Here is a 25,126-nt window from a genome sequence, read left to right on the forward strand (position 1 = left end):
GCGCCAACTCGGCCCTGCTGCCGCTCGAATTTCTGGTCATCCGGCTTGAAGTCGCCGAAGATGCCGATCATGCGCCAGCCCACCGCGGGGATCCTGCACGAGTTCTTCATGGTTCGACCAGGCATCGCGATCGCCGGCGGACCATCACCGCTTCATCTGCAACCAAGGGAATTGGACCATGACGACGCAAGGCACAAGGACGACCGCCGGTCGCGGGCGGCTCTATGACAGCATCCTGGACACGGTGGGCGACACGCCGGTGATCCGCGTCAACAACCTGGCGCCCCAAGGGGTGGATCTCTACGTCAAGGCGGAGTTCTTCAACCCCGCCGCCTCGGTCAAGGACCGGCTGGCGCTGAACATCATCGAGGCGGCGGAACGCTCGGGCGCCTTGCAGCCGGGGCAGACGGTGGTCGAGGCGACCAGCGGCAACACCGGCATCGGGCTGGCCATGGTCTGCGCGCAAAAGGGCTATCCGCTGGTCGTCACCATGGCCGACAGCTTTTCGGTCGAGCGGCGGCGGCTGATGCGGCTGCTGGGGGCCAAGGTGGTGCTGACGCGCCGCGCCGATAAGGGCACGGGAATGTACAACAAGGCCGTGGAACTGGCGCGGGAACACGGCTGGTTCCTGGCCCGCCAGTTCGAGACCGCGGCCAATGCCGACATCCACGAGGCGACCACGGCGCGCGAGATCCTGGGCGATTTCGCCGGGCGCAGGCTCGACTGCGTGGTGACGGGCTATGGCACGGGCGGCACCGTGACCGGCCTTGCCCGCGTCCTGCGCAAGGAGCGGCCCGAGACCAGGATCGTGCTGGCCGAGCCGGCCAATGCCGCCCTGGTCTCCAGCGGCATCGCGCAGGAGCGGGGTGCGGCGGACGCGCCGGCGGTCAGCCATCCGGCCTTCGAGCCGCATCCGATCCAGGGTTGGACCCCGGATTTCATCCCCTTCGTGTTGCAGGAGGCGCTGGACAAGGGCGGCTATGACGAGCTGGTCACGGTGCCCGGCGCGGAGGGTATCGCCTGGGCGAAAAAGCTGGCCGCGCGCGAGGGGATCCTGACCGGCATCTCGGGCGGCGCGACCTTTGCCGCCGCCATGGGCATCGCCGAAAAGGCCGCGCCCGGTACGGTGATCCTTGCCATGCTGCCCGATACCGGCGAGCGCTATCTCTCCACACCGCTGTTCCAGGATATCCCCGAGGACATGGACGAGGAGGAACGCGCGCTTTCCGAATCCACCCCCGGCTACCGGATGGGCTGAGCGCCATGGCCGCGCCGCGCCGGATGCCGGAACCCGAGGATAGGGCGCGCGTTTGGGCTGAGCGGGGCGCTGGCCGATTTGCTGGCGGCTGCGGATGGCCCCGACCGGCGCGGCTGCGGGTGATCGGATGGCTGAAGGAGGCCGCGGGTTTTCCCGCCTCCGCCAGAGGCATGCAGACCGCAACCGGGCGACCGGGATCGGCCTGCGGCAGCAGGGCTGGCCGCCCTGCCGCGCCCCTTGCGCCTCCGGCGAGGACCGATGCCGGGCTGCGGCCGCGGTGTGGTCAGGCTGGACGCGACCGCAAGGGGCGGCCCCGAACGCCGAGCGCATGAATCGGCTGCAAAAGGGCGGGATCGGCGCCTTTCCCGATACCTGGATGCATGGCGAGGACCGGCCACGGGCCGCCCCTTGCGCGATCGCCGGATCTCGGAGGCGGATCTGGGCGCGGCGCTGGTGGTCCGCATGGGCAGGGCGCCGGGGCAATGCCGGAACCTCCGCGGGCGGGTAAGCCGGTGCGGATCCTGCCCTGCACCCCTTGCGCCGATGTCATTCCTTCCCTTCGATACCATCCAGGAACCGCAGCACCTCGGGGCCGAGGCCCTCGACGATCCGCGCCACGCCCTCGGCATTCGGATGCAGGCCGTCGGGTTGCAGATAGGCGCCCAGACCCGCGGGATCGCCCGTGCCTTCCAGCAGCGGCGCAAGGAAGCTGCCCGCCAGCGGCACATCATGCGCCCGTGCAAGCTCCGGGTAGATGGCATCGAAGGCCCTGCGGTATTCGGGGCCGTAATTGCCCGGCGCCTCCATGCCCACCAGCAGCACCGGCACCTCCTGCGCGGCCGCCTCGGCCAGGATGGCGTCCAGATTGGCGCGGCTGACCTCGGGCAGGATGCCGCGCAAAAGGTCGTTGCCGCCCAGGGCCAGGATCATCGCATCCGCCCCGTCGGCCAGCGCCCAGCCGACCCGTGCCCGCCCGCCCGCGGTGGTGTCGCCCGAGACCCCGGCGTTCAGCACCGTCACCTCGCGCCCCTCGGCCCGCAGCCAGGCCTCCAGCTGCGGCACGAAGCCCTGGTCCGGCGGCAGGCCGTAGCCCTGCGTCAGGCTGTCGCCCAGGGCCACCAGCTGCAGCGGCCCTGCCGCCGCCGGCAGCGCCAGCATGGCCAGGCCGATGAAAACCGCGGACATCGTAGCCATCATGCGGTTGCGGAAATCCCGCCCGGCCCCATATCCCCAGGCAGGACGGTCAGGTGAAGGACGGGCGATGACGGAGCCGGTGGTTTCGCTGCGCGAAGCGCGGCTCACGTTGATGGGAAACGCCGGGCCGGTGGACATCCTGAGAGGCATCACCCTGGACGTGGCGCGGGGCGAGACATTGGGGCTGGTGGGTCCGTCCGGTTCGGGCAAGTCCTCTCTCCTCATGCTCATGGGCGGGCTCGAACGGGCCACGGGGGGCAGCGTCCGGGCGCTGGGTTGCGATCTGACGGCCCTGGGCGAAGATGCGCTTGCCCGGTTCCGCAGGGGGAATATGGGCGTGGTCTTCCAGTCCTTCCACCTCATCCCGACGATGACGGCGCTGGAAAACGTCGCCGTGCCGCTGGAACTGATGGGCGCGCGGGACGCTTTCGAACGCGCGGCCGCCGAACTGGCTGCCGTGGGGCTGGAAAAGCGCGCCGGGCATTATCCCGCGCAGTTGTCGGGGGGCGAGCAGCAGCGCGTGGCCCTGGCCCGCGCCGCGGTGACGCGGCCCGCGATCCTGTTGGCCGACGAGCCGACCGGCAACCTGGACGGCAAGAACGGCAGGGCGATCATGGACCTGCTGTTCGGGCTGCGCGACCGGCACGGCGCGACGCTGATCCTTGTCACCCATGCGCCCGAACTCGCGGCGCGCTGCGACCGGGTGGTGCATCTGGCCGACGGCCGGATCGAGGGCGAGGCGGCAGGGCAGAGGGCGGCGGAATGACGGCCGCATCCCCTTGCCGCCCGGCGCGGATGCCGGCTCGCGGCCGAGGCCCCGCGCAAACCGCCGCCGCCCGCGCGGTCCGGCCATGAGCGCCCGCACGGCCCTGCGCCTTGCCCGGCGCGAGCTGCGCGGCGGATTGCGCGGCTTTCGCATCTTCCTGGCCTGCCTGATCCTGGGCGTCGCGGCCATCGCGGCGGTGGGCATCGTGCGCGCCTCGATCCAGGCGGGGCTGGCCGAGCAGGGCAGGGTTCTGCTGGGCGGCGATGCGCAGATGCAGTTCACCTATCGCCATGCCTCCGAGGCCGAGCGCGCCTTCATGGACCGCGTGGCGCTGCGCATCTCCGAGGTGATCGATTTCCGCTCGATGGCCGTCGCCGGCGAGGGCGACGCGGCCGAGCATGGCCTGACCCAGGTGAAGGCCGTGGACGGTGCCTATCCGCTGGTCGGCACGGTCGAGCTTGACCCGCCGATGCCGCTCGATCAGGCGCTGGCCGGCAGGGACGGCTTGCCCGGCGCGGTGATGGACCGGGTACTGGTCGACCGGCTGGGCCTTGGCATCGGCGACACCTTCCGGCTGGGCCTGCAATCCTTTCGCCTGGCAGCGGTGCTGATGGCCGAGCCCGACAGCGCCTCGGGCGGTTTCGGCCTTGGCCCGCGCACGCTGGTCGCCAGCCCGGCGCTGGCGGATTCGGGGCTGATCGGGCCGGGCACGCTGTTTGACACGCAATACCGCCTGCTCTTGCCGCCGGGCACCGATCTGTCCGCCCTGCGGCAAGAGGCGATGGCCGCCTTTCCCGATACCGGCCTGCGCTGGCGCGACAGCCGCCGCGCCGCGCCGGGGATCGAACGCTTCGTGGACCGGATCGGGGCCTTCCTGGTGATCGTGGGGCTGGCCGGCCTGGCGGTGGGCGGGGTCGGCGTCTCGGCGGCGATCCGCGCCTATCTGGCGGGCAAGACGGCCACCATCGCCACGCTGCGCACCCTGGGCGCCGACCAAAGGGTGGTGTTCCTGACCTATCTGTTCCAGATCGCGGCGCTGACCGCCCTGGGGGTCGGCGCGGGGCTGGTCCTTGGCGCGGCCGTCCCGCTGGCGCTTGCGCCGATGATCGCGCGCCTGCTGCCGGTGCCGGCGGTCTTTGCGCCCTGGCCCGCGCCGCTGGCCGAGGCGGCGTTCTACGGCATCGCGACCGCGCTGCTCTTCACGCTCTGGCCGCTGGCGCGCACCGCGCGCATTAGGGCGGCGGCGCTTTACCGCGAGGCGGCGGGTGCGGCGCAAGGCTGGCCCCGGCCAATATGGTGGGCGGTGTCCGCCATGCTTGCCGCGGTGCTGATCGGCGGTGCGGTGCTGTTTTCCGGCGTGCCGCGGCTGGCGCTGGGGGCGGCGTTCGGCATCGTGGCGGCCTTGGGCGTGCTGGTCCTGTCGGCCCTGCTGGTGCGCCGCGCGGCGCGGTTCCTGGCGCGCCGGCCCGCCCTGCGCGGGCGGCCGGCGCTGCGGCTGGCGCTATCGGCCATCGGCGGGCCGGGGCAGGAAACCACCTCGGTCATTCTCTCGCTGGGCCTGGGGCTTGCGGTGCTGGCCAGCGTGGGGCAGATCGAGGCCAACCTGCGCGCCGCCATCGACCGCGACCTGCCCGCCCGCGCGCCGGCCTATTTCTTCCTCGACATCCAGAACGACCAGATGGCGGCGTTCAACGCCCGGCTGGACGCCGATCCCGGCGTGGAGCGGGTGGAAAGCGCGCCGATGCTGCGCGGCATCCTGACCCGCATCAACGGCCGGCCCGCCGCCGAGGTCGCGGGCGACCACTGGGTGCTGCGTGGCGATCGCGGCGTCACCTATTCCGAAACGCCGCCCGAGGGCACCACGGTCACAGCCGGCACCTGGTGGCCCCAGGGCTACGACGGTCCGCCGCAGGTCTCGTTCGGGGCCGAGGAGGCCGCGGAGCTGGGGCTGGCGCTTGGCGACCGGATCACGGTGAACATCCTGGGCCGCGACATCGAGGCCCGGATCACCAGCTTCCGCGCGGTCGATTTCTCGACCGGCGGCCTCGGCTTCGTCATGTCGATGAGCCCGAACGCGCTCAGCGGCGCGCCCCATACCCATATCGCCACGGTCTATGCCGGGACCGAGGCCGAGGGCCGCATCCTGCGTGACCTGGCGCGCGCCTTCCCGAACGTGACCGCGATCCGGGTGCGCGACGCGGTGGACCGCGTGACCGACGCGCTCGGCGCCATTGCCTCGGCAGCGGCATGGGCGGCGGGGGCGACGCTCGTGACCGGGTTCATGGTGCTGATCGGCGCCGCCGCGGCGGGCGAGCGGGCGCGGGTCTTCGAGGCGGCGGTCCTGCGCACGCTGGGCGCGACGCGGGGACGCATCCTTGCCTCCTTCGCGCTGCGCTCGGCGCTGATGGGGGCTGCGGCGGGCCTTGTGGCGATCCTTGCCGGAGGGCTCGCGGGCTGGGCGGTGATCACCTTCGTGATGGAGGCGCGCTACGTGTTCGAGCCGGTCTCGGCGGTGGCGATCGTGCTGGGCGGGGTGGCGGCCGTCATGCTGGCCGGCATCGCCTTTGCGCTGCGGCCGCTGTCGGTGCGCCCGGCGCGCGTGCTGCGGATCCAGGACGGCTAGGCCGAGAGCCGGCATGTCTTGCTGGTGGTTCGCGACAAATGCTCCATGTCTGCGGGTTCTTGCCGCGGCGGGCATGTCGCAAGTCGATGACCGGGCAGCGATTTCCGGCATTCCGCATATCCCCCGGACCGGGCGCCGCCGGCGCGATGTTCCGGCAGCCTGGGGACTGCCGGTCACGCCCCATGATCGCTGCAATCGCGGGTTGCCGCACCGCATCTGCCAGCGCCTGTTCGAGAAGATCGCAGCGCCAGGGGCGGCGCATGGGAAAGCACGCCGCCCGGCGGCCGGCTTGGCAAAGGGAGGGCGGCTGGCAGCGGTCGGCCGTTCGCACGGTGGCGGGCCCGCAAGGTCCACTGTCCGGCCGGTGATCGCGGCCGCCCGGTCGCCTTCGCCCCGATATGGGCAACCAGCCCGCCGGGCGGTCCATGACCCATTATCCCGTCGCGTCGCGGCGATCCGCCGGTGGGGTTTTCCGATGACCGGTGCCCGCCCGTTCAGCCCCGCCCTTGCCGCAAGGCCGCGATCAGGTCGTGGAAGCGGTCGCCCTGCACGATCACATGGTTGCGCAGCGCCTTGGCCGCGCCCTCGCCGTCGCCGGCTCGGATGCGCGCCACCACCGCGTCATGTTCGGCGAAGGACCGCATCATCCGGTTGCGCACCTTGAGCTGCATGCGGCGATAGGGTTGCAGCATGGCATGCAGCCGCGCCGCCTCCTGCGCCAGAAAGGCATTATGGGTCGCACGATAGATGCAATGGTGGAAATCCGAATTGCGGGCATAATAGGCCTCGACCTCGCCGGCCTCGGCCAGTCGGCGGCAGATCTCGTGAACGGCCTCGAAATCGGCCAGTTCCGCCTCGGTGATGCGGCGGGCGGCCAGTCGGCCGCAGGTCGCCTCGATCTCGGCCATGACCTCGAAGCGTTCGGCCAGTTCGCTGGCGCTCCATTCGGTGACGAAAGTGCCGCGCTTGGGCACCACCCGGACCAGGCCCGAGGCCTCGAGCTGGTGCAGCGCCTCGCGGATCGGGGTGCGCGAAACCTCGAACTCCCGCTCCAGCGCCTCGGGATCCAGCCGGGCGCCGGGCGGATACTTGCCTTCCACGATGGCGTTTTCCAGCGCGTTGCGGATGCGCAGCGTGTTGGGGATCGTCGCCATGGAAAGCCTCCTTCTGCTCCTTGCCCGAAAGATAAGCAGTTTCCCGGCATTTATCCATCTTCGGATTTGATATATACAACAAGCAACAAGAAACGTATAACAGCCCGGTGAGGATTCGCGCGCCGGAGGAGGGCGCGGGAATCGGCCGCCGGTTCGCCGGCGCAAGGAGGTTTGCATGGAGAGGAGCCGCGCATGACCCCGCATCTGTTTTCGATCTACGCGCTGGCGGCGATGTTCGTCGTCGCCACCATCTGGCCAATCAACATGGGCGTGCTGGCCTATGTCGGCGCCTTCCTGGTCGGCACCCTGCTGGCCGGGCAGGCCGCCAAGGAAATCATCGCCGGCTTTCCCAGCGGCCTGTTCCTGACGCTGGTCGGCATCACCTGGCTGTTCGCGCTGGCGCAGAACAATGGCACCATCGACTGGCTGGTGCGCATGGCCGTGCGCGCCGTCAAGGGCCGCATCGGCGCGATCCCGTGGATCATGTTCGGCATCTCGGCCGTCCTGACCGCGGTGGGTGCAGTCAGCCCCGGCGCCGTCGCCATCGTGGCGCCCATCGCGCTGGGCTTTGCCTTCCGCTACCAGATCTCGCCGCTGCTGATGGGCCTGATGGTGGTGCATGGCGCCCAGGCCGGGGGCTTTTCGCCGATCAGCATCTATGGCGGCATCACCAATGGCGTGGTGGCCAAGGCCGGGCTGCCGTTGTCGCCCATGACCACCTTTGCCGCCAGCTTCTTCGTCAACGCGGCGGTGGCGCTTTTGCTGTTCATGATGCTGGGCGGGCGCAAGCTGATGCAGGCGCGGCAGGACCGGATCGAGCCGGTCGCGGTGCCGCATGTCGAGATTGCCCGCCCCGCCACCGGCCCGCAGATCTTCGGCGACAGCGAGGCCGAGGCGCTGAGCCGCCGCATCGGCGAGGAGGGAGGCGGGGAATCGAACCGTCTCGTCGCCGAGGTCGAGGAGGGCGACCAGCCCGACGGCACGCTCTATCAGATCGTGACGCTGGCCGGGCTGGCGTTGCTGGCGGTGCTGGTGCTGGCCTTCAATCTCGACATCGGCTTCGTCTCGCTGACCATCGGCCTGGCCCTGGCGCTGTGGGATCCGACCATGCAGAGGCGCGCCATGGCCCAGGTCGCCTGGCCCGAGATCATGCTGATCACCGGGGTTTCCACCTATGTCGCGGTGCTGGAGCACATGGGCACCATCGATTTCGTCGGCGACAGCGTGGCGGGCATGGCCTCGCCCTTGCTGGCGGCGCTGATGCTGTTCCTGATCGGCGCCGTGGTCTCGGCCTTCGCCTCGTCCACGGCGGTGCTGGGCTCGCTGATCCCGCTGGCGGTGCCCTTCCTGCAGGGCGATACCGGCGTCGGCGCCATCGGCTTCATCGCCGGCATGGCCGTCGCCTCGACCATCGTCGATGTCAGCCCCTTCTCGACCAACGGCGCCCTGGTTCTGGCCAATGCGCGCGGGGTGGACCGCCAGGTGTTTTTCCGCAGACTGCTGAGCTATGGCGCGCTGGTGACGCTGGTCGCCCCGGTCGTGCTGTGGCTGATCTTCGTCGTGCTGCCGGGGTGATCCCGGCAGGCCACCCGCTTTTCGGAGGCCCGAAATGATCAAGACCGTCGAGACCCCGCGCCCCGGACGCCCGGCCTTTCTGGGCGAGCTGTTCGAGGTGCTGACAGAGCGCGGCCGCCGCCTTTTGGGGCGGCGCGGCGCCGGCACCGCCCCCGAGGCGCCCGACCTGTGCGAGCTGGGCGAGGCGCTGCTGTCGCGGCGGGGCGAGGCCTCGGGGGTGGCCATCGCCCAGGGTCTGCTCGCCGCCTTCGAGGATGCCGATGAGGCGACGCGGCTGGCCTTCCTGCAAAACCTTGCCGACCGTTTCGGTCCCGATCCGGCGGCGGTCCGCGCGGCGCTGGAGGCGGTGCAGCGCGACCCCGAGGACGGGCGGGCCATCGAGGCGCTGCACGACGCCGCCGAGCCGCGCCGGCAGGAGCTGTTCCGCCGCCTGAACCTGGCGCCCGGCGGCACGGCGGCGCTGGTGCGGATGCGCGAGGAGCTGCTGCGCCATCTGAAGGGCAACCCCGCGCTGCGCCGGGTGGACGGCGATTTCGCGCATCTCTTCGCGTCCTGGTTCAACAGGGGGTTTCTCGTGCTGCGTCATATCGACTGGAACACACCCGCCAGCATCCTGGAAAAGATCATCCGCTACGAGGCGGTGCATGCCATCCAGAACTGGGACGACCTGCGCAACCGCCTGCAGCCGACCGATAGGCGCTGCTACGGCTTCTTTCACCCGCAGCTGGTGGATGAGCCGCTGATCTTCGTCGAGGTGGCGCTGACCAAGGAGATCCCGGACAATGTCGCCGGGCTGCTCGACCTCGACCGCCAGCCGATCGAAGCGGAGCGCGCCAGCACCGCGGTGTTCTATTCCATCTCGAACACCCAGCGCGGGCTGGCCGGGGTGTCCTTCGGCAATTTCCTGATCAAGCAGGTGGTCGAGGAACTCAAGGCGGAACTGCCCAACATCCGCAGCTTCGTCACGCTGTCGCCGGTGCCGGGCTTTGCCGCCTGGCTGGCCGGGCAGTGCAAGGACGCGATGTCGGAACTGATCGACGCCGACCAGCGCCTGGCCTTCGCCCTGCTGGACGATCCCGGCTGGCACAAGGATCCGGCCAAGGCCGAAAGCCTGCGCCCGCCGCTTCTGGCCGCCGCCGCGGCCTATTTCCTGCGCGCCCGCGACGGCAAGGGCCGCATCGTCGATCCGGTGGCGCGCTTCCACCTGGGCAACGGCGCCCGGCTGGAACGGCTGAACTTTTTGGGCGATGTCTCGGCCAACGGGCTGAAGCAGTCGCATGGGCTGATGGTGAACTATCTCTACGATCTCGACCGGATCGAGGCGAACCACGAAGCCTTCGCCGAACGCAGCGCCATCGCCGCATCGGACAGCGTCAAGCGCGCGCTGCCGGCCTCCAACCCATGAATCACGGGGACAACGCATGAGTGACAATCTGTTCGACCTTCTCGCCGCCGGCATCACCGACCCCGAGGCCGTGGCCATCGAGACGCAGGCCGGCGAGCGCATCCGCTACGCCGACCTGATCGCCCGCAGCGGCCGCATGGCCAATGCGCTGGCGGCCTTTGGCGTCCAGCCCGGCGACCGGGTGGCGGTGCAGGTCGAGAAATCGGTGCAGGCGATCATCCTCTATCTCGCCACCCTGCGGGCAGGCGCGGTGTTCCTGCCGCTGAACACCGGCTATACCCCCGCCGAGATCGGCTATTTCCTGGGCGATGCCGAGCCGCGGGTCTTTGTCTGCGACCCCGCCCGGCAAGAGGCGCTGCGCGCGCCCACCGAGGCCGCCGGCGCCCGCATGGTCACGCTGGATGCCGAGGGGCGGGGCAGCCTGACCGACGCCGCCGATGCCGCCCCCGAAACCTTTGCCACCGTGGCCCGCGACAGCGGCGACCTGGCCGCGCTGCTTTACACCTCGGGCACCACCGGCCGCTCCAAGGGCGCGATGCTGACCCATGGCAATCTGGTCTCGAATGCCCAGGTGCTGCGCGAGGCCTGGCGCTTTACCGCGCAGGACGTGCTGATCCACGCCCTGCCGATCTTTCACACCCACGGCCTGTTCGTCGCCACCAACGTGGTGCTGTTCTCGGGCGCCTCGATGATCTTCCTGCCGAAATTCGACGTCGACCGGATCTTCGAGGCGATGGCCCGCGCCACCGTGCTGATGGGCGTGCCGACCTTCTACGTCCGCCTGCTTCAGGACGACATGCTGAACGCCGAAACCACCGCGACCATGCGGCTGTTCGTCTCGGGTTCGGCGCCGCTGCTGGCCGAGACGCATCGCGAATGGCAGGCCCGCACCGGCCATGCGATCCTGGAACGCTACGGCATGACCGAGACGAACATGAACGCCTCGAACCCCTATGACGGCGAGCGCATCGCCGGCACCGTCGGCCTGCCGCTGCCCGGCACCGAGATCGTCGTGACCGACCCCGAGACCGGCGCCGAACTGCCGCGGGGCGAGATCGGCATGATCGAGGTGCGCGGCCCGAACGTGTTCAAGGGCTATTGGCGCATGCCGGAAAAGACCGCCGCCGAACTGCGCGACAACGGCTTCTTCATCACCGGCGACCTGGGGAAATTCGACGAGCGCGGCTATCTGCACATCGTCGGCCGCGGCAAGGATCTGATCATCACCGGCGGCTACAACGTCTATCCCAAGGAGATCGAGACCGAGATCGACGCGCTGCCCGGCGTGGTCGAATCCGCCGTCATCGGCCTGCCGCATCGCGATTTCGGCGAGGGCGTGACGGCGGTGGTGGTCCCGACCGGCAGCCCCGCCCTGACCGAGGCCGATGTGCTGGCCCCGCTGGAGGGACGGCTGGCGAAGTTCAAGCAGCCCAAGCGCGTGCTGTTCGTGGACGAGCTGCCGCGCAACACCATGGGCAAGGTGCAGAAGAACCTGCTGCGCGACCGTTTCGCCGGGCTTTACGACGGGGCGGCGGAGCGTTGAGGGCCGGCTCGCGCCGACAGGGCGGGGCGCGGCTTGCGGTCGCCGGGCGCATCTTCCTGTCGGCGCGGATGAACGATCTTGGGGTAAGGAACATCAGGCCTTTCAGGTCGAAGCCCAGCTTGCCGTTGACGGCAAGGACCACCTTGCGCGCGGTGAAATTCACCGAGTGCCGGCCCTTGGTGTCGGCGGTGCCGCGGCCATGCCAGCACCCGTCGCGCTCGGTCATCCGGAACGGCGGCAGGCCGGCGGGCCATTTTTCCGGCACGCCGGTCACCACCTCGCCGTGACCATAGATCAGAACGGTCGGCAGGGACGCATCCTCGGCCCGGCCGGCAGAAAGGCGCCGGGGCAGCGCGATCGTCCTTGGCCTAGTTCAACCGCTCTCCGCTCTCGGGCGAGAAATAGGACACTTTCGAAAGGTCGAAGGCCAGCGGAAACAGCGCCCGCGCCCGGACCGCGCTTTCCGCGCGCAGCCGCGCCGTGACCGGCTTGCCGCCCAGATGGGTGACGGCAAAGGTATCCGCGCCCGCAGGCTCGACGATCTCGATCATCACGTCGCCGCCCGCGCCCTGTGCCAGCCTCGGCAGATGGGCGCTGCCGGTGGCCTCGTGGATATCCTCGGGGCGGACGCCCAGGACGATCTGGGACGGAAGCTCGCGGGCCACCGGGTCGGTGATGACCAGCGGCGCCGCGCCCTCGCGCGCGATCTCGATGCGGGTCTGGCCACCCTCGGAACGCACCTGCGCCGGGATCAGGTTCATCGCCGGGCTGCCCATGAAATCGGCCACGAACATATTGGCCGGGCGGTTGTAGATTTCCGCCGGGGTGCCGATCTGCTGGATCACGCCGCCTTTCATCACGACGATCTTGGTGGCCAGCGTCATCGCCTCGATCTGGTCATGGGTGACATAGACGATGCTGGCGTTCAGATCCTGGTGCAGCTTCTTGATCTCGGTCCGCATCGAGACGCGCAGCTTGGCGTCCAGATTCGACAGCGGCTCATCGAACAGGAACAGCTTGGGGTCGCGCACCAGCGCCCGGCCCATCGCCACCCGCTGGCGCTGCCCTCCGGACAGCTGGCCGGGCTTGCGGGCCAAAAGCGGCTCGATCTGCAATTGCCGGGCGACCTCGGCCAGCTTGGCGGCCTGCGTCGCCTTGTCCACGCCGCGCACCTGCATCCCGAAGGTGATGTTCCTGGCCACGCTCATCGTCGGGTAAAGCGCGTAGGACTGGAACACCATGGCGATGTCGCGGTCCTTGGGCGACACGCCGGTCACGTCGCCCCCGCCGATGCGGATGGTGCCGCCGGTGATCGGCTCCAGCCCGGCGATGCAGTTCAGCAGGGTCGACTTGCCGCAGCCCGAGGGGCCGACCAGGACCAGGAAATCGCCCGGCTCCATGCTGATATTGATGTCGTGCAGGATATGCGTTTCGCCATAGGCTTTCTGCAGATGGTCGATTTCGAGGATCGGCATGGCTTACCCTTTCACGCTGCCGGCGGTCAGGCCGCGGATGAAGTATTTCCCGGCGATCACATAGACCAGCAACGTGGGCGCGGCGGCGATGATCGCGGCGGCCATGTCCACGTTGTAGGCTTTCACGCCGGTTGTGGAGTTGACGATGTTGTTCAGCGCGACCGTGACCGGCTGGCTGCCCGGCCCGCTGAAGCTGACGCCGAACAGGAAGTCGTTCCAGATCTGCGTGAACTGCCAGATGACCGAGACGGTGATGATCGGCAGCGACAGCGGCAGGAAGATCGCGAAGAAGATCCGAAAAAAGCCCGCCCCGTCCACCTTGGCCGCGCGCACCAGTTCCAGCGGGATGGTGACGTAGTAATTGCGGAAGAACAGCGTGGTGAAGCCGATCCCATAGATCACATGGACGAAGATCAGCCCCGGAATCGTCCCCGCGATGCCCATCAGCCCCAGCATCTGCGCCATCGGCAGCAGCACGACCTGAAACGGGATGAAGCAGCCGAACAGGATCGCCGCGAAGAACAGGTTCGCGCCCCGGAAGCGCCATTGCGCGAAGACATAGCCGTTCAGCGCACCGACGACGGTCGAGATCGCCACCGCGGGCACCGCCATCAGCACCGAGTTCCAGAAGAAAGGCCGCAGACCCTGGCATTGCGTGCCCGCGCAGGCGCTGGACCAGGCCTCGGCCCAGGGGGCGAAGGTCAGTTCGCGCGGCAGCGACAAGAGGCTGCCGGTGCGGATTTCCTCGAGGCTTTTCAGCGATGTGGTCAGCATCACGAACAGCGGCATCAGGTAGAACAGCGCGAACAGGACCAGGACCGCGTAAAGGCCCCAGCGCAGCATGGTGTTACTGGTCACGGCGGGGCCTCAATTCGCTGTAGAGATAGGGAACGACGATGGCGAAGATCACCATCATCATGACCATCGCGCTGGCCGCCGCCTGGCCCAGATCGCCGCGCGAGAAGGCCATCGCATACATATAGGTCGCGGGCAGGTCGGTCGCGTAGCCGGGGCCGCCATTGGTCAGCGCGATCACCAGGTCGAAGGCCTTGATCGCCAGATGCGCCAGCACGATGAAGGCCGACAGGAAGATCGGCGCCATGGTCGGGATGATGATCGCGGAATAGATGCGGTGCGTCGGGATGCCGTCGACCTGCGCGGCGCGGATGATCTCGGTATCGACCGAGCGCAGCCCGGCCAGGAACAGCGCCATCACGAAGCCCGAGGCCTGCCAGACGGCGGCCAGCACGATGGTATAGATCGCCATCTCGGGCCGGATCAGCCAGTCGAAGGTGAAATTCTCGAACCCCCAGCCCCGCACGGTGGCCTGAATGCCCAGGCCGGGGTTCAGGATCCATTTCCACGCCGTTCCCGTCACGATCAGCGACAGCGCCATCGGGTAGAGGTAGACGGTGCGCAACACGCCCTCGGCGCGGATCCTCTGGTCCAGAAAGATCGCCAGCATCAGCCCGATCACCATCGAGATCACGATGAACAAGCCGCCAAAGACGAAGAGGTTGTGCATCGCCACGTCCCAGCGCGGCGCGGCGAACAGGCGCTCGTATTGCCCGATCCCCTCGAATTCATAGCGTGGCATCAGGCGCGAGCGTGTCAGGCTGATCCAGGCGGTCCAGGCGATGAAGCCATAGACGAACACCAGAATCGCTACGAAGGACGGCGCCAAGACCAGCTTGGGCACGTTGCGTTCAAGCCATTCCATTTCCCGATTTCCCCCAGAAAGGAAACCCCGTCCCCGGACCTGCTGCCGGGGACGGGGCCGTCGGCCTTACATCGCGCTCGCGACGGCGTTGGCCAGCTGCTCCACGGCCTCGTCCGAGGTCATGTCGCTGTTGAAATGCGCCGTCACCACGTCGGTGATCGCCCCGGCGGGCCCGCCGCGCAGCGCCATGCCATGCGCATAGGAGGGCAGCAAGGAGCCGTCTTCGGCGCCCGCCTTCATCGCCTCGGCCGATTGCCGGGCGCAATCGTCGAACTCGTCCAGCGGCACGTCGGTACGCGCGGGAATCGAGCCCTTGTTGAGGTTGAAGGTCTTCTGGAAATCCTCACCCATGATCAGCCGGGCCAGCAGCGCCTGCCCCTGCTGGCGGTCATCGCCATCGACATTGAAGAAGGCGAAGCTGTCGACATTGTACAGGAAGCCGCCGCCGGGCGTTTCGGCGCAGACGAAATCCACGCCCGGCTGCTTGCCGGCGGCCAGGAACTCGCCCTTGGCCCAGTCGCCCATGATCTGGAAGGCGGCCTCGCCGTTCATCACCATCGCGGTCGCAAGGTTCCAGTCGCGCCCCGAGAAATTGTCGTCCACATAGCCGCGGATCACCCGCATCTGGTCGAAGACCTGCTTCATGGTGTCCGAGGTCAGCGCCTCGGGATCCAGGTCGACCAGCGCCTGCTGGTAGAATTCCGGCCCGCCCAGGCCCAGCACGACGGTCTCGAACACCGTCGCATCCTGCCAGTTCTGCCCGCCATGGGCCAGGGGCGTCACGCCCGCCGCTTTCAGCGCCTCGGCAGCGGCGTTGAACTCCTCCCACGTGGTCGGCATGGCGATGCCATGTTCGTCCAGGATCTGCTTGTTGCCCCAGATCCAGTTCACGCGATGGACGTTCACCGGCGCGGCGCACCAGTGGCCTTCGCATTGCATGTGCTCGGCGATGCGCGCGGGCAGGACGGCCTCCCAGCCGTTTTCCTCGGCGACCGCGCCGATATCGGCCAGCCCGGTCTCCTCGTACCATTCCTGGATGGCGGGGCCTTTCAGCTGCACGGCGGTCGGCGCATTGCCCGACAGCACGCGGGCGCGCAGCGCGGTCATCGCCGCGTCGCCGCCCCCGCCCGCCACGGGCATGTCGGTCCAGGTGCCGCCCTCGGCCGCGAACTGCTCTTGCAGCACCGCGACGGAACGCGCTTCGCCGCCCGAGGTCCACCAGTGCAGCACTTCGGCCTGCGGCTCGGCCAGAACCGGCCCGGCCAGCATCACGGCGGTCGACGCCGCCAGAAGGGGTTTCATGGTCATGGATCCTCCCAGATCTTGATCGCGCGGACCTTGCAGGGACCGCGCCGTGAAAGGATCATGCCAAAGCCGCTGCCATTCGCGCAACGCAACACGGCCATGCGCCGGGCGGATTTCGCACCTTTATGTTACAAACTGTTACGAAGTGATATGCCGAGGGCAGGGAGGAAGACATGAGCCTGCACCGCCTGCTTCTGGTCGAGGACGATGCCGAGATGGCGGCGATGTTGGCCGCCTATCTGCAACGGCAGGGCTTCCATGTCAGCCGCGCCGACAGCCGCGCCGGCGCATTGGAGGCGCTGCGGACGGGCCGGGTCGACCTGATCCTGCTGGACGTGTCGCTGGGCAAGGATGACGGGGTGCAGATCTGCGCCGAGATCCGCGCGGCGCAGGATGTGCCGATCATCATGGTCTCGGCGTTGTCGGCGGATCATCAGCGCATGGCCGGCTACGAGGTCGGCGCGGACGACTACATCGCCAAGCCCTTCAACCCGGACCTGCTGCTGGCCCGCATCCGCGCCGTGCTGCGCCGCGCCCGCCGCGCGCCCAGCCTGAGCCATCGCCGCCGCGACGCGATCCTGCGCTTTCAGGGCTGGCGCTATGACGCGCGCCGCGACGAGGTGACGGCGCCGGGCGGGTGGCAGGTTTCGCTGTCCTCGCGCGAGACCGCGCTGCTGCGCGTGTTTCTGGCCAATCCGCTGATCCCGCTGACGCGCGAGGAAATCGCCGCGGCGCTGGAGCATGACGAGGCCGCCGGGGGCCGGGCCATCGACATGCTGGTGGGCCGGCTGCGCCACAAGACCGACCCGGCGCTGATCCGCACCGAACGCGGCACCGGCTATGTGCTGGCGGCCGAGGTCAGCCGCGACGATGCCTAGCCGCCTCAGCCTGCGCTGGCTGGCCAGTCTCTGGGTGGTGCTGGCGATGGCGGCCGGCGGCGGTGGGGTCTGGCTGTGGATGGCCAGCCAGGCGGCATGGAAGACGCATCTGGACCGCGCCTATATCGCCGGGCTGGCGCTGCATGATTCGCTGGAAAACGGCAGCGCCCTGCCCGAAGGCGTGACGCTGGTGCAGCAGGGGGCCGCGCCCACCCTGCCCGCCGGCTGGCACGAGACGCTGCTGACCCTGACCGGCGGCGGGCGCCCCGACCTGTCGCGCGGCGCGCGGCTGTCGATCCGGGTGCAATCGCCCGACATCCAATATCCGGTGGCCGAGGTGCGCAGCTATGGCGGCGGCAGCCAGGCGGCGGGGCTGGCCTCGGTCACGCGCACGCTGGCGCGGTTTTGCAGCACGCCCCGGCTGTTCGTGCAATCCGACACCGGCCCGTGGCTGCATATCCAGGGCGCCGCGATCTGGGGCTGCGACGCCGCGCCCCCGGACCGGCGATTGCTGGCGGGGTCGGTGCTGGGGGGCGCGCTGCTTCTGCTGCTGGGCTGGGTGGCCGAGGTGTCGGGCGCCTTTTCCAGCTTCGCCGCGGCGCTGCGCGATCACCGGGCGCGCAATGCCGCCCTGCCGGTGGGGGGCGTCGAGGAGTTGCGCCAGACCGCCGAGGCGGTGAACGCCTATGTCGCGCAGGACCGCGCCGCGCTGGAAAACCGCGCGCTGGTCCTGTCGGGGGTCAGCCATGATCTGGGCACCCCCGCCACGCGCCTGCGGCTGCGCAGCGCGCTGATCGAGGATGACGCCCTGCGCAGCAAGCTCGAGCGCGACATCGACGAGATGACGACGATGATCGACGGCGTGCTGACCTATACCCGCGCCGAGATCGGGGCCGAGCCGTTCCGGCAGCTTTCGCTGACCTCGCTGGCCGAGGCGGTGGTGGCCGATTATCAGGACGTGGGCATGCCGGTGCGGCTGATCCCCGCGCCGATCCGGGCCGCCCGCGCGGGCACGCTGTTTTCGCGCGCGCAGGCGCGCCAGCCGGTCGAGGCCCACGCGATCCTGATGCGCGGCCAGCCCACCTCGCTGCGCCGCGCGCTGTCGAACCTGATCGACAATGCGCTGAAATACGGCCGCGAGGCCGCGGTGATGGTGGATGGCGATGCGGATGACGCGTGGATCACCGTCACCGATCGCGGATCGGTGCTGACCGGCGAAGACCTGGCGCGGCTGACCGGCGCCTTCCAGCGCGGCGGCAATGCCGGCGCGGCCTCGGGCATGGGGCTGGGGCTGGCCATCGTCTCGACCATCGCCGCGCAGCATGGCGGGCGGCTGGAGTTCTTCCAGGCCGAACAGGGGCTTGCGGCGAAACTGGTCCTGTGCCGCCGGTGGGCCTGAGCGGACCCGGCCGAAACCCTGCCCGCCACCCGCGCTTGCCGGCCAGGACCGGCCCGGAACCGGGGAAATACGCTTCACCGGGCTGGCCGGCTTCGCGTGCCCGATTTCTTGACCCGGCAGGGGTTGGAGCCATCATGCCGCGTGGCCTGCCAGCCGCGCATGCAGATCCTCGCGCCGCAGATCGGCCTTCGATCCCTGGGCCACCGGCCTGCCGCGTTCCAGCACCAGGAAGTCGTCGCCCAGATCCCACGCGAAGTCGAAATATTGCTCGACCAGCACGATGGCCATGTCGCCCCGCTCGCGAAGCGCGGCGATCACCCGGCCGATCTGGGCGATGATGTTGGGCTGGATGCCCTCGGTCGGCTCGTCCAGCAGCAGGACGCGCGGCCGGGTGATCAGCGCGCGGGCGATAGCCAGCTGTTGCTGCTGGCCGCCCGACAGGTCGCCGCCGCGCCGATGCGCCATCTCGGCCAGCACGGGAAAGCTGTCGACGATCTCGTCCGGGATGCGGCGCTGGTTGCGGGGCAGACAGGCGAAACCCGTCTCCATGTTCTCGCGCACGGTCAGCATCGGAAAGATCGCCCGGCCCTGCGGGACATAGCCCACGCCCAGCCGCGCCATCTGCTGCGCCGTCACCCGGCCCAGTTCGCGCCCGTCAAGGCGGATCGTGCCGCCCGAGCGGGGGTGCCGTCCGGCCAGCAGGCTCAGCAGCGAGGTCTTGCCCACGCCGTTATTGCCCATCACGCAGGTCACGCGACCGGGCCGGGCGTCGATGTCGATGCCGTGAAGGATCTGGCTGCCGCCATAGTGAAGGGTCAGGTTCCTGGCTTCCAGCATGTCTCAGCGCCCCAGATAGACTTCGATCACGTCGGGATTGCGGGTCACATGGTCCAGGCTGCCCTCGGCCAGCACCGAGCCCTGGTGCAGCACCGTCACCTTGCAATCCAGCCGGCGCACGAAGTCCATGTCGTGCTCGACCACCACCACGGCGCGGGTCTTGGCCAGCCGCACCAGCAGCGCCGTGGTCTGCTCGCGCTCGGCCAGGGTCATGCCGGCCGCCGGCTCGTCCACCAGCAGCAGGCGCGGGGCCGAGGCCAGCAGCATGCCGATCTCCAGCCATTGCTTCTGGCCGTGGCTCAATTCGCCCGCCTTGCGGTGGATGTGCTCGGCCAGCCCGACCTCGGCCGCCAGTTCCGCCACCTGCGCGCGCGACGCGGCCGAGGGCTTCCAGAACAGCACCGCAAAGGGGCCGCGGTGCGCCTTCAGCGCCATGGTCAGGTTGGCGGCGACGCTTTGGTCCTCGAAGACGGTGGGCCGCTGGAACTTGCGGCCGATGCCGGCCCGCGCAATCTGCGCCTCGTTCATCCGCAGCAGCGAGCGCGAGCTTTCGCCGAATTTCACATCGCCGGAATCGGGCCGGGTCTTGCCGGTCACGATGTCCATGAAGGTGGTCTTGCCCGCGCCGTTGGGGCCGATCACCGCGCGCAGTTCCGCCGCGCCGATGCTGAAAGACAGGTTGTTGATCGCCCGGAACCCGTCGAAGCTGACCGAGATCCCGTCCACTTCAAGAAGCGCGGTCATGCCTTGGCCTCCTGTTCCTGCAATGCGCCCTGATCGGGGCCAAGGGCGCGGCCGTGGCGGCGCGGCGGCAGGATGCCAGCCAGCCGGTCGACGATCCCCGCGATGCCCTTGGGGGCGAAAAGCGTCACCAGCACGAAGGAAAGGCCAAGCGCCACCTGCCACCAGTCCACCCATTTGACCGTATAGCCCGGCAGGTTCAGGTCGGGCGCGCGGCCGCCGGTGAACCAGCTGGACAGCAGCGAGACCACGATGGCGCCGATCATGGCGCCGTAAAGCCGGCCGCGCCCGCCGATCGCCACCCAGACCGCCAGGTAGATCGAGGCGATGGGCATCAGCTCCGCCGGGTTGATGATGCCGGCCTGCGGGTAATAGAGCGCGCCGGCGATGGCGGTGATCATCGCAGCCAGGGTAAAGACTGCCAGCTTGAAGCCCTCGACCGGATAGCCCAGGAAGCGCACGCGGGTCTCGTCGTCGCGGATGGCGCGGATGACGCTGCCGAACTTGCCGCCGACCACCCATGCGGCCAGGAGGTAGAACAACGCCAGCGCGGCGGCCGAGGCCCAGAGGAACCAGACCGAGAGCCGCGCCTGCGACACGCCATCGAGGCCGGGGATGTTCTGCAATCCCGACAGCCCGTTGTTGCCGCGAAAGCCGCTGTCGTTCTGGAACAGCCACAGGGCCAGCGCCAGCGTCATCGCCTGCGTCAGGATCGACAGGTAGACGCCGTTGACCCGCGACCGGAACGCCAGCCAACCGAAGACCAGCGCCAGCAGCCCCGGCACCGCGACCACCAGGACCAGCTGCGCCGTCAGCGAATGGGCCAGGGTCCAGACCAGCGGCAGGTCCGCCGAGCCGACGACGCCGAAGATCTGGTTGGCCACCGCCTCGCGCAATTCCTGCGCGGTGGGCGGGATCGGGTTGCCGGAAAGCGATGCGGCGACGATGGCCTCGGTGCGGGCATACATCAGCCATTGCCCGATCATGTAGCCGCCAAGCGCGAAGAAGGCCATCTGCCCCAGGCTGAGGATGCCCAGGTAGCCCCAGACCAGGTCCATCGCCAGGGCGGCCAGCGCCAGGCACAGCGTCTTGCCCAGCACCTTGACGGTCGAGGTGGGGATGACGCCCGACCCATAGGCCGCGCTCATCAGCGTCACGGCAAGCGTAAAGGCGGCCAGCAGCGCCAGGACGGCCAGCACCGAGGGGTTGCGCAGGATGAAGGGTTGCCGGGTCATGTCACGCCTCTGCCGCACGGCCGCGCTGCGGGATGATGCCGCGCGGCCGGAACTGGATGAAGATCACGATGAACAGGATCATGAAGGTCTGCGCCGCCAGCGTGTTCGAGGGGTTGAAGGATTCGATCACCTTCGACAGCACCCCGATCAGCCCGGCGCCCGCCAGCGTGCCCCAGATGTTGCCGACGCCGCCCACCACCACCGTCATGAAGCTTTGCACGATATATTGCTGGCCCAGCTCGGACGTGACCTGGGCAAACAGGCCGATGGCCACGCCCGCGATCCCGGCGATTCCCGAGCCGAGGCCAAAGGTCAGCATGGCGATGCGGTCGGGGTTGATCCCCATGCTGGCCGCCATGCCGGGGTTTTGCGTCACCGCGCGGACTTCCAGCCCCAGCCGCGTGCGCTTCATGATGATAAGGAACAGGCCCAGGAACAGCAGTGCCAGCCCGAAGATCGCCACCCGGATGGTCGAGATCGAGACCACGTCGTTCAGCGTGATCGCGCCTTCCAGCCATGCGGGCGCGGTCAGCGGCCGGGCCTGCGTGCCGAAGACGTTCTTGGCAAGCTGTTGCAGCGCGATCGACACGCCGAAGGTCGCCAGCAGCGTCTCCAGCGGGCGATGCGCCAGGTGCCGGATCACCAGCCGGTAAAGCATCACCCCGGCGGCAAAGGTCACAGCGAAGGCCAGCGGCAGCGCCGCCACCAGCGACAGGGTGCGATCCGCGATCACGGTCTGCGCGACATAGCCGGTATAGGCGCCCATCATGATGAATTCGCCATGCGCCATGTTGATGACCCGCATCACCCCGAAGGTGATCGCCAGCCCGATGGCGGCCAGGAAACAGATCGAGGCAAGAGACAGCGCATCCAGCCCCAGATCGATTCCCTTCATCGCCGCCAGCCGCCATTCCGCGCCCCTTTGCGCGGCGCGGGCGGCGTCGGTCACGGCCGCATCCGGTTCGGCATAGACATCGAAGAAGCGGGTGCCTGCCAGCGCCGCCTCGGTCTCGGCCTCGGTGGCGGCGGGCGGGACGGTTCCCGCCCTCTCCAGCGCCTCATAGGCGCGGTCGCGGGCCTTCGGGTCGGACAGCTCGGCGACGGCAATGCCGCCCACCTTGCCATCGACGATATGCGCGGCCAGCGCATTGCGCTGGTCGGCGGCGGTCAGGCGCGGCTGGATCAGCCCCTGCGCGGTCAGCAGGGCGACGGCGGCCTCGCGCGGGAAATCGTCGGAGCCCAGGCGCAATTCGCGGGCGATATTGGCGCCCTGCGGCTCCTCGGCCGCGGCCACGCGCCAGGTCGCCAGCAAAGGGTTCAGCGCGGCGCGGAAATCAAGGCTCACGTCGCCCGCCATGTCCTGGATGGCTGCCACCCGCGCGGCGGGGTCGGCGTCGAAGCGGATGGTCAGCAGCTTTTCGATCCGGGCGCGGCGGGCGGCCAGCGCGGGGTCCGGCTCGGGTGCGGCGGCGCGCAGGGCGGCCAGATGCGCGGCGGTGCCGTCGCGGGCGATGCTGGCCAGCGCGGCGGCGCGGCGGGCCGGGTCGGGGCTGGCAATCTCGCCCGCGACCAGCGCCGATTCGATCACGCCGCGCACCCCGGCATTGGGGCGCAGCATCTTCGGCTTCGCGCCCGTGACGGCCTGCCCCGTCACCGCGTCCGTGGCACCGTCGCCCGTGACGATCACCAGCCGCCCGTCGGCCAGGCCAAGCGCGCGGTCCACCCAGGCCGATAGCAGCGCCAGCCCCTCGGGTCCGGTGGCGGCGATCCGGGCCACCACCGGCTCGACCGTGCGGCGCGAGGGGTGCTGGATCTGGTCCAGGTTGTCGGCGACGACCGTTTCCAGCGCCGGATTGGCGGCGGCGGGCAAGGCCAGGAACAGGCTCAGCAGCAGGGCGATCAGGCGGCAGGTCATGGGCATTCCCGTCTGGAGGCGCAAGAGGGCGGCAGCACCGCCCCCAAAGGCCGGTCAGTAGTTCGACTGGACCTGCACGCAGCTGTTGGTCTGCGTGTTGAACATGCCGCATTGCTTGCCCGGCCAGTCGGCATCCAGCACGGCGGATTCGGGCAGGTAGTCGGTCCAGGCGTCGCCGGGCACCGGATCGGTCTGGCTGACGATGTCGAACTGGCCGTCGGCGCGGATCTCGCCGATCAGCACCGGCTTGGTCAGGTGGTGGTTGGGCAGGACCGTCGCGGTGCCGCCGGTCAGGTTCGGCACCTCGATGCCGACGATGGCGTCAAGCACCGGATCGACATCGGTGGTGCCGGCCTTTTCGACCGCCGCGACCCAGGCGCTGAAGCCGATCATCGTCGCCTCCATCGGGTCGTTGGTCACGCGCTTGTCGTCGCCGATGAACTTGTGCCATTCCTCGATGAAGGCGGCGTTTTCCGGCGTGTCGGCGGATTGGAAATAGTTCCAGGCGGCCAGATGCCCGACCAGGTTCGCGGTATCCAGGCCGGAAAGCTCTTCCTCGCCGACCGAGAAGGCGATGACCGGAATGTCCTCGGCCGAGACGCCTGCCGCCGCCAGCTCCTTGTAGAAGCCGACATTGGCATCGCCGTTGATGGTCGAGACGACGCCGACCTTCTTGCCGTCCGCACCAAGCGCCACCACGTCCGCGACGATCTTGGACCAGTCCGAATGCCCGAAAGGGGTATAGTTGACGAAGATGTCTGCCGCGGCGACGCCCTTGTCCTTCAGATAGGCGTCAAGGATGTTGTTCGTGGTACGCGGATAGACGTAATCGGTGCCCAGGAGCGCCCATTTCTCGACGCCCAGTTCCTCCATCATGTAATCGACCGCCGGGATCGCCTGCTGGTTCGGGGCGGCGCCGGTATAGATGACGTTCTTCGAGCTTTCCTCGCCCTCGTATTGCACGGGATAGAACATCAGCCCGTTGAGTTCCTCCAGCACCGGCAGCACGGATTTGCGGGAAACCGAGGTCCAGGCGCCGAAGATCACGTCCACATCGCTGACGGTCAGCAGTTCGCGCGCCTTTTCGGCGAACAGCGGCCAGTCCGAGGCCGGATCGACCACCACGGCCTCCAGCGGGCGGCCCAGCAGCCCGCCCCTGGCGTTCTGGCGCTCGACCATCATCAGGACGGTGTCCTTCAGCGTGGTTTCCGAAATCGCCATCGTGCCCGAAAGCGAATGCAGCACGCCGATCTTGATCGGCTCGCCTTCCTGCGCCTGCGCGATGCCCGCAAGCCCGGTCGAAATGGCCAGAGCGGCGGCTGCGCCGATGATCCTGTTCATCCCTGTATCCCTTCCCTCTATCCTTCCAGTGGTTCAGGGGCACTAGAGGGCATCGGCCGCGCGCCACCAATCCTCATGCCGCGCCGTCGCGTCGGCCGGCATGGTCTGACGGATTTTCAGCCGGTTTTTCCGGGAACGGCCCATCAAACAGGCAGATCCTCGACCCCGGTGCCGGGCCGGGGTTCCGGGCCTGCCGCCCCATGCTGCGGGCCCGTCGGCTGTTTCGGGAGAAAATCTGCGCCGCCGCATCGCCAACTCGACTTGCGGCCGGCAGGTCGATATGATTGCGCTAACAGAGATGTTTGTGGAGAGCCTGCATGGATAATCGCGCCGATCTGGCCCTGGTCGCGCATGACGGCAAGAAGGACGACCTGATCGCCTGGGTCGAGAACCGGATCGACCGGCTTCGTCCCCTGTCGCTGATCGCTACCGGTACCACCGGGGCGCGGATCCATGCCGCGACCGGGCTCGAAGTGGGCCGACTGCTCAGCGGACCGCTGGGCGGCGACGCGCAGCTTGGGGCGATGATCTCCGAAGGGCGGCTGAAGAACCTGATCTTCTTCATCGATCCGCTGTCGGCCCTGCCCCATGACGTTGACGTGAAGTCGCTGCTGCGGCTGGCGATCCTTTACGACGTGCGTCTTGCCGTGAACAGCAAAAGCGCGGATGCCGTCCTGGCGGCGCTTGCAGCGGAATAGCCGCTGATCCGATCCCGGGCGCGGCGTTTCCGCCGGGCGATCTCTGCCGCCCGACGGGGTGCGG

20 protein-coding genes and 1 pseudogene are annotated in these 25,126 nt (G+C 69.0%); 9 read left to right on the top strand and 12 right to left on the bottom strand.

Going from position 1 to position 25,126, the window contains the following annotated elements:
- The first annotated feature begins 178 nt into the window (after positions 1–178).
- Complete coding sequence (locus ACDP63_RS11950) at positions 179–1,258, top strand: PLP-dependent cysteine synthase family protein (protein ID WP_409928086.1); 1,080 nt, start codon at positions 179–181, stop codon at positions 1,256–1,258.
- Between the two features lie 546 nt (positions 1,259–1,804).
- Here ACDP63_RS11950 and ACDP63_RS11955 read toward each other — a convergent pair.
- The gene (locus tag ACDP63_RS11955) at positions 1,805–2,443 is read right to left on the bottom strand and encodes an arylesterase (protein ID WP_244314560.1); all 639 of its coding nucleotides are present in this window, start codon (positions 2,441–2,443) and stop codon (positions 1,805–1,807) included.
- 76 nt (positions 2,444–2,519) lie between these two features.
- On the opposite strand from ACDP63_RS11955, the gene ACDP63_RS11960 reads away from it, so the two are divergent.
- Positions 2,520–3,218 carry an ABC transporter ATP-binding protein gene (locus ACDP63_RS11960; protein WP_024844206.1) on the top strand — a complete coding sequence of 233 codons (699 nt, stop codon included), beginning with the start codon at positions 2,520–2,522 and terminating at the stop codon, positions 3,216–3,218.
- 85 nt (positions 3,219–3,303) lie between these two features.
- Positions 3,304–5,841, top strand: a complete 2,538-nt coding sequence (locus ACDP63_RS11965) for an ABC transporter permease (RefSeq protein ID WP_074990556.1) — start codon at positions 3,304–3,306, stop codon at positions 5,839–5,841.
- Between the two features lie 494 nt (positions 5,842–6,335).
- Here the strand turns inward: ACDP63_RS11965 and ACDP63_RS11970 are convergent, their stop codons facing one another.
- The gene (locus ACDP63_RS11970; RefSeq protein ID WP_024844204.1) at positions 6,336–6,995 is read right to left on the bottom strand and encodes a GntR family transcriptional regulator; all 660 of its coding nucleotides are present in this window, start codon (positions 6,993–6,995) and stop codon (positions 6,336–6,338) included.
- A 192-nt stretch (positions 6,996–7,187) separates the two neighbouring features.
- Here ACDP63_RS11970 and ACDP63_RS11975 point away from each other — a divergent pair, with 192 nt between their 5' ends.
- Genes ACDP63_RS11975 through ACDP63_RS11985 form a run of 3 tightly spaced genes read left to right on the top strand, consistent with a single transcriptional unit; the run spans position 7,188 to position 11,518 of the window.
- Positions 7,188–8,570 (top strand): SLC13 family permease, encoded by a 1,383-nt coding sequence (locus ACDP63_RS11975; protein WP_024844203.1) that lies wholly within the window; start codon positions 7,188–7,190, stop codon positions 8,568–8,570.
- A 34-nt stretch (positions 8,571–8,604) separates the two neighbouring features.
- Positions 8,605–9,975, top strand: a complete 1,371-nt coding sequence (locus ACDP63_RS11980) for a malonyl-CoA decarboxylase (RefSeq protein ID WP_024844202.1) — start codon at positions 8,605–8,607, stop codon at positions 9,973–9,975.
- Positions 9,976–9,991: 16 nt separating this feature from the next.
- Positions 9,992–11,518 (top strand): malonate--CoA ligase, encoded by a 1,527-nt coding sequence (locus tag ACDP63_RS11985; RefSeq protein ID WP_024844201.1) that lies wholly within the window; start codon positions 9,992–9,994, stop codon positions 11,516–11,518.
- A gap of 184 nt (positions 11,519–11,702) precedes the next feature.
- Here ACDP63_RS11985 and ACDP63_RS11990 read toward each other — a convergent pair.
- The 5 genes and pseudogenes from ACDP63_RS11990 to ACDP63_RS12010 all read right to left on the bottom strand — a co-directional run.
- Positions 11,703–11,876: pseudogene (locus ACDP63_RS11990) on the bottom strand (M20 peptidase family dipeptidase); the annotation flags it as partial.
- A gap of 10 nt (positions 11,877–11,886) precedes the next feature.
- Complete coding sequence (locus tag ACDP63_RS11995; RefSeq protein WP_024844200.1) at positions 11,887–12,993, bottom strand: ABC transporter ATP-binding protein; 1,107 nt, start codon at positions 12,991–12,993, stop codon at positions 11,887–11,889.
- A 3-nt stretch (positions 12,994–12,996) separates the two neighbouring features.
- Positions 12,997–13,836, bottom strand: a complete 840-nt coding sequence (locus ACDP63_RS12000) for a carbohydrate ABC transporter permease (protein ID WP_024844199.1) — start codon at positions 13,834–13,836, stop codon at positions 12,997–12,999.
- A gap of 4 nt (positions 13,837–13,840) precedes the next feature.
- Complete coding sequence (locus ACDP63_RS12005; RefSeq protein ID WP_024844198.1) at positions 13,841–14,713, bottom strand: carbohydrate ABC transporter permease; 873 nt, start codon at positions 14,711–14,713, stop codon at positions 13,841–13,843.
- A 66-nt stretch (positions 14,714–14,779) separates the two neighbouring features.
- On the bottom strand, positions 14,780–16,021 hold the full coding sequence (locus ACDP63_RS12010; RefSeq protein ID WP_024844197.1) for an ABC transporter substrate-binding protein: 1,242 nt from the start codon (positions 16,019–16,021) through the stop codon (positions 14,780–14,782).
- Between the two features lie 170 nt (positions 16,022–16,191).
- On the opposite strand from ACDP63_RS12010, the gene ACDP63_RS12015 reads away from it, so the two are divergent.
- Positions 16,192–16,896, top strand: coding sequence for a response regulator transcription factor (locus ACDP63_RS12015; protein ID WP_024844196.1), 705 nt, complete (start codon positions 16,192–16,194; stop codon positions 16,894–16,896).
- Entirely contained in the window at positions 16,889–18,295 is a 1,407-nt protein-coding gene (locus ACDP63_RS12020) for a sensor histidine kinase (RefSeq protein WP_024844195.1), read from the top strand. Before ACDP63_RS12015 ends, ACDP63_RS12020 begins: the two co-directional genes overlap by 8 nt.
- A 132-nt stretch (positions 18,296–18,427) precedes the next feature.
- On the opposite strand, the gene urtE is transcribed toward ACDP63_RS12020, so the two are convergent.
- From urtE to urtA, 5 genes are read right to left on the bottom strand one after another with little or no spacing between them, the layout of a single operon-like run.
- Positions 18,428–19,132, bottom strand: a complete 705-nt coding sequence (gene urtE, locus ACDP63_RS12025) for an urea ABC transporter ATP-binding subunit UrtE (protein WP_147427494.1) — start codon at positions 19,130–19,132, stop codon at positions 18,428–18,430.
- Between the two features lie 3 nt (positions 19,133–19,135).
- Positions 19,136–19,876 carry an urea ABC transporter ATP-binding protein UrtD gene (urtD, locus tag ACDP63_RS12030; protein ID WP_147427495.1) on the bottom strand — a complete coding sequence of 247 codons (741 nt, stop codon included), beginning with the start codon at positions 19,874–19,876 and terminating at the stop codon, positions 19,136–19,138.
- Positions 19,873–21,108: an urea ABC transporter permease subunit UrtC gene (urtC, locus tag ACDP63_RS12035; RefSeq protein WP_147427496.1), complete on the bottom strand. Its 1,236-nt coding sequence runs from the start codon at positions 21,106–21,108 to the stop codon at positions 19,873–19,875. The genes urtD and urtC overlap by 4 nt, the downstream gene beginning before the upstream one ends.
- Before the next feature lies 1 nt (position 21,109).
- Positions 21,110–23,029, bottom strand: coding sequence for an urea ABC transporter permease subunit UrtB (gene urtB, locus ACDP63_RS12040; RefSeq protein ID WP_081762183.1), 1,920 nt, complete (start codon positions 23,027–23,029; stop codon positions 21,110–21,112).
- Between the two features lie 48 nt (positions 23,030–23,077).
- Complete coding sequence (urtA, locus tag ACDP63_RS12045; protein WP_024844190.1) at positions 23,078–24,364, bottom strand: urea ABC transporter substrate-binding protein; 1,287 nt, start codon at positions 24,362–24,364, stop codon at positions 23,078–23,080.
- Positions 24,365–24,681: 317 nt separating this feature from the next.
- Between urtA and ACDP63_RS12050 the strand changes: the two genes are divergently transcribed.
- Positions 24,682–25,062 carry a methylglyoxal synthase gene (locus ACDP63_RS12050; protein WP_024844189.1) on the top strand — a complete coding sequence of 127 codons (381 nt, stop codon included), beginning with the start codon at positions 24,682–24,684 and terminating at the stop codon, positions 25,060–25,062.
- Positions 25,063–25,126 lie beyond the last annotated feature (64 nt).

The organism is Paracoccus sp. P2 (assembly GCF_046335115.1).
GTDB classification, from domain to species: Bacteria; Pseudomonadota; Alphaproteobacteria; order Rhodobacterales; family Rhodobacteraceae; genus Paracoccus; species Paracoccus pantotrophus.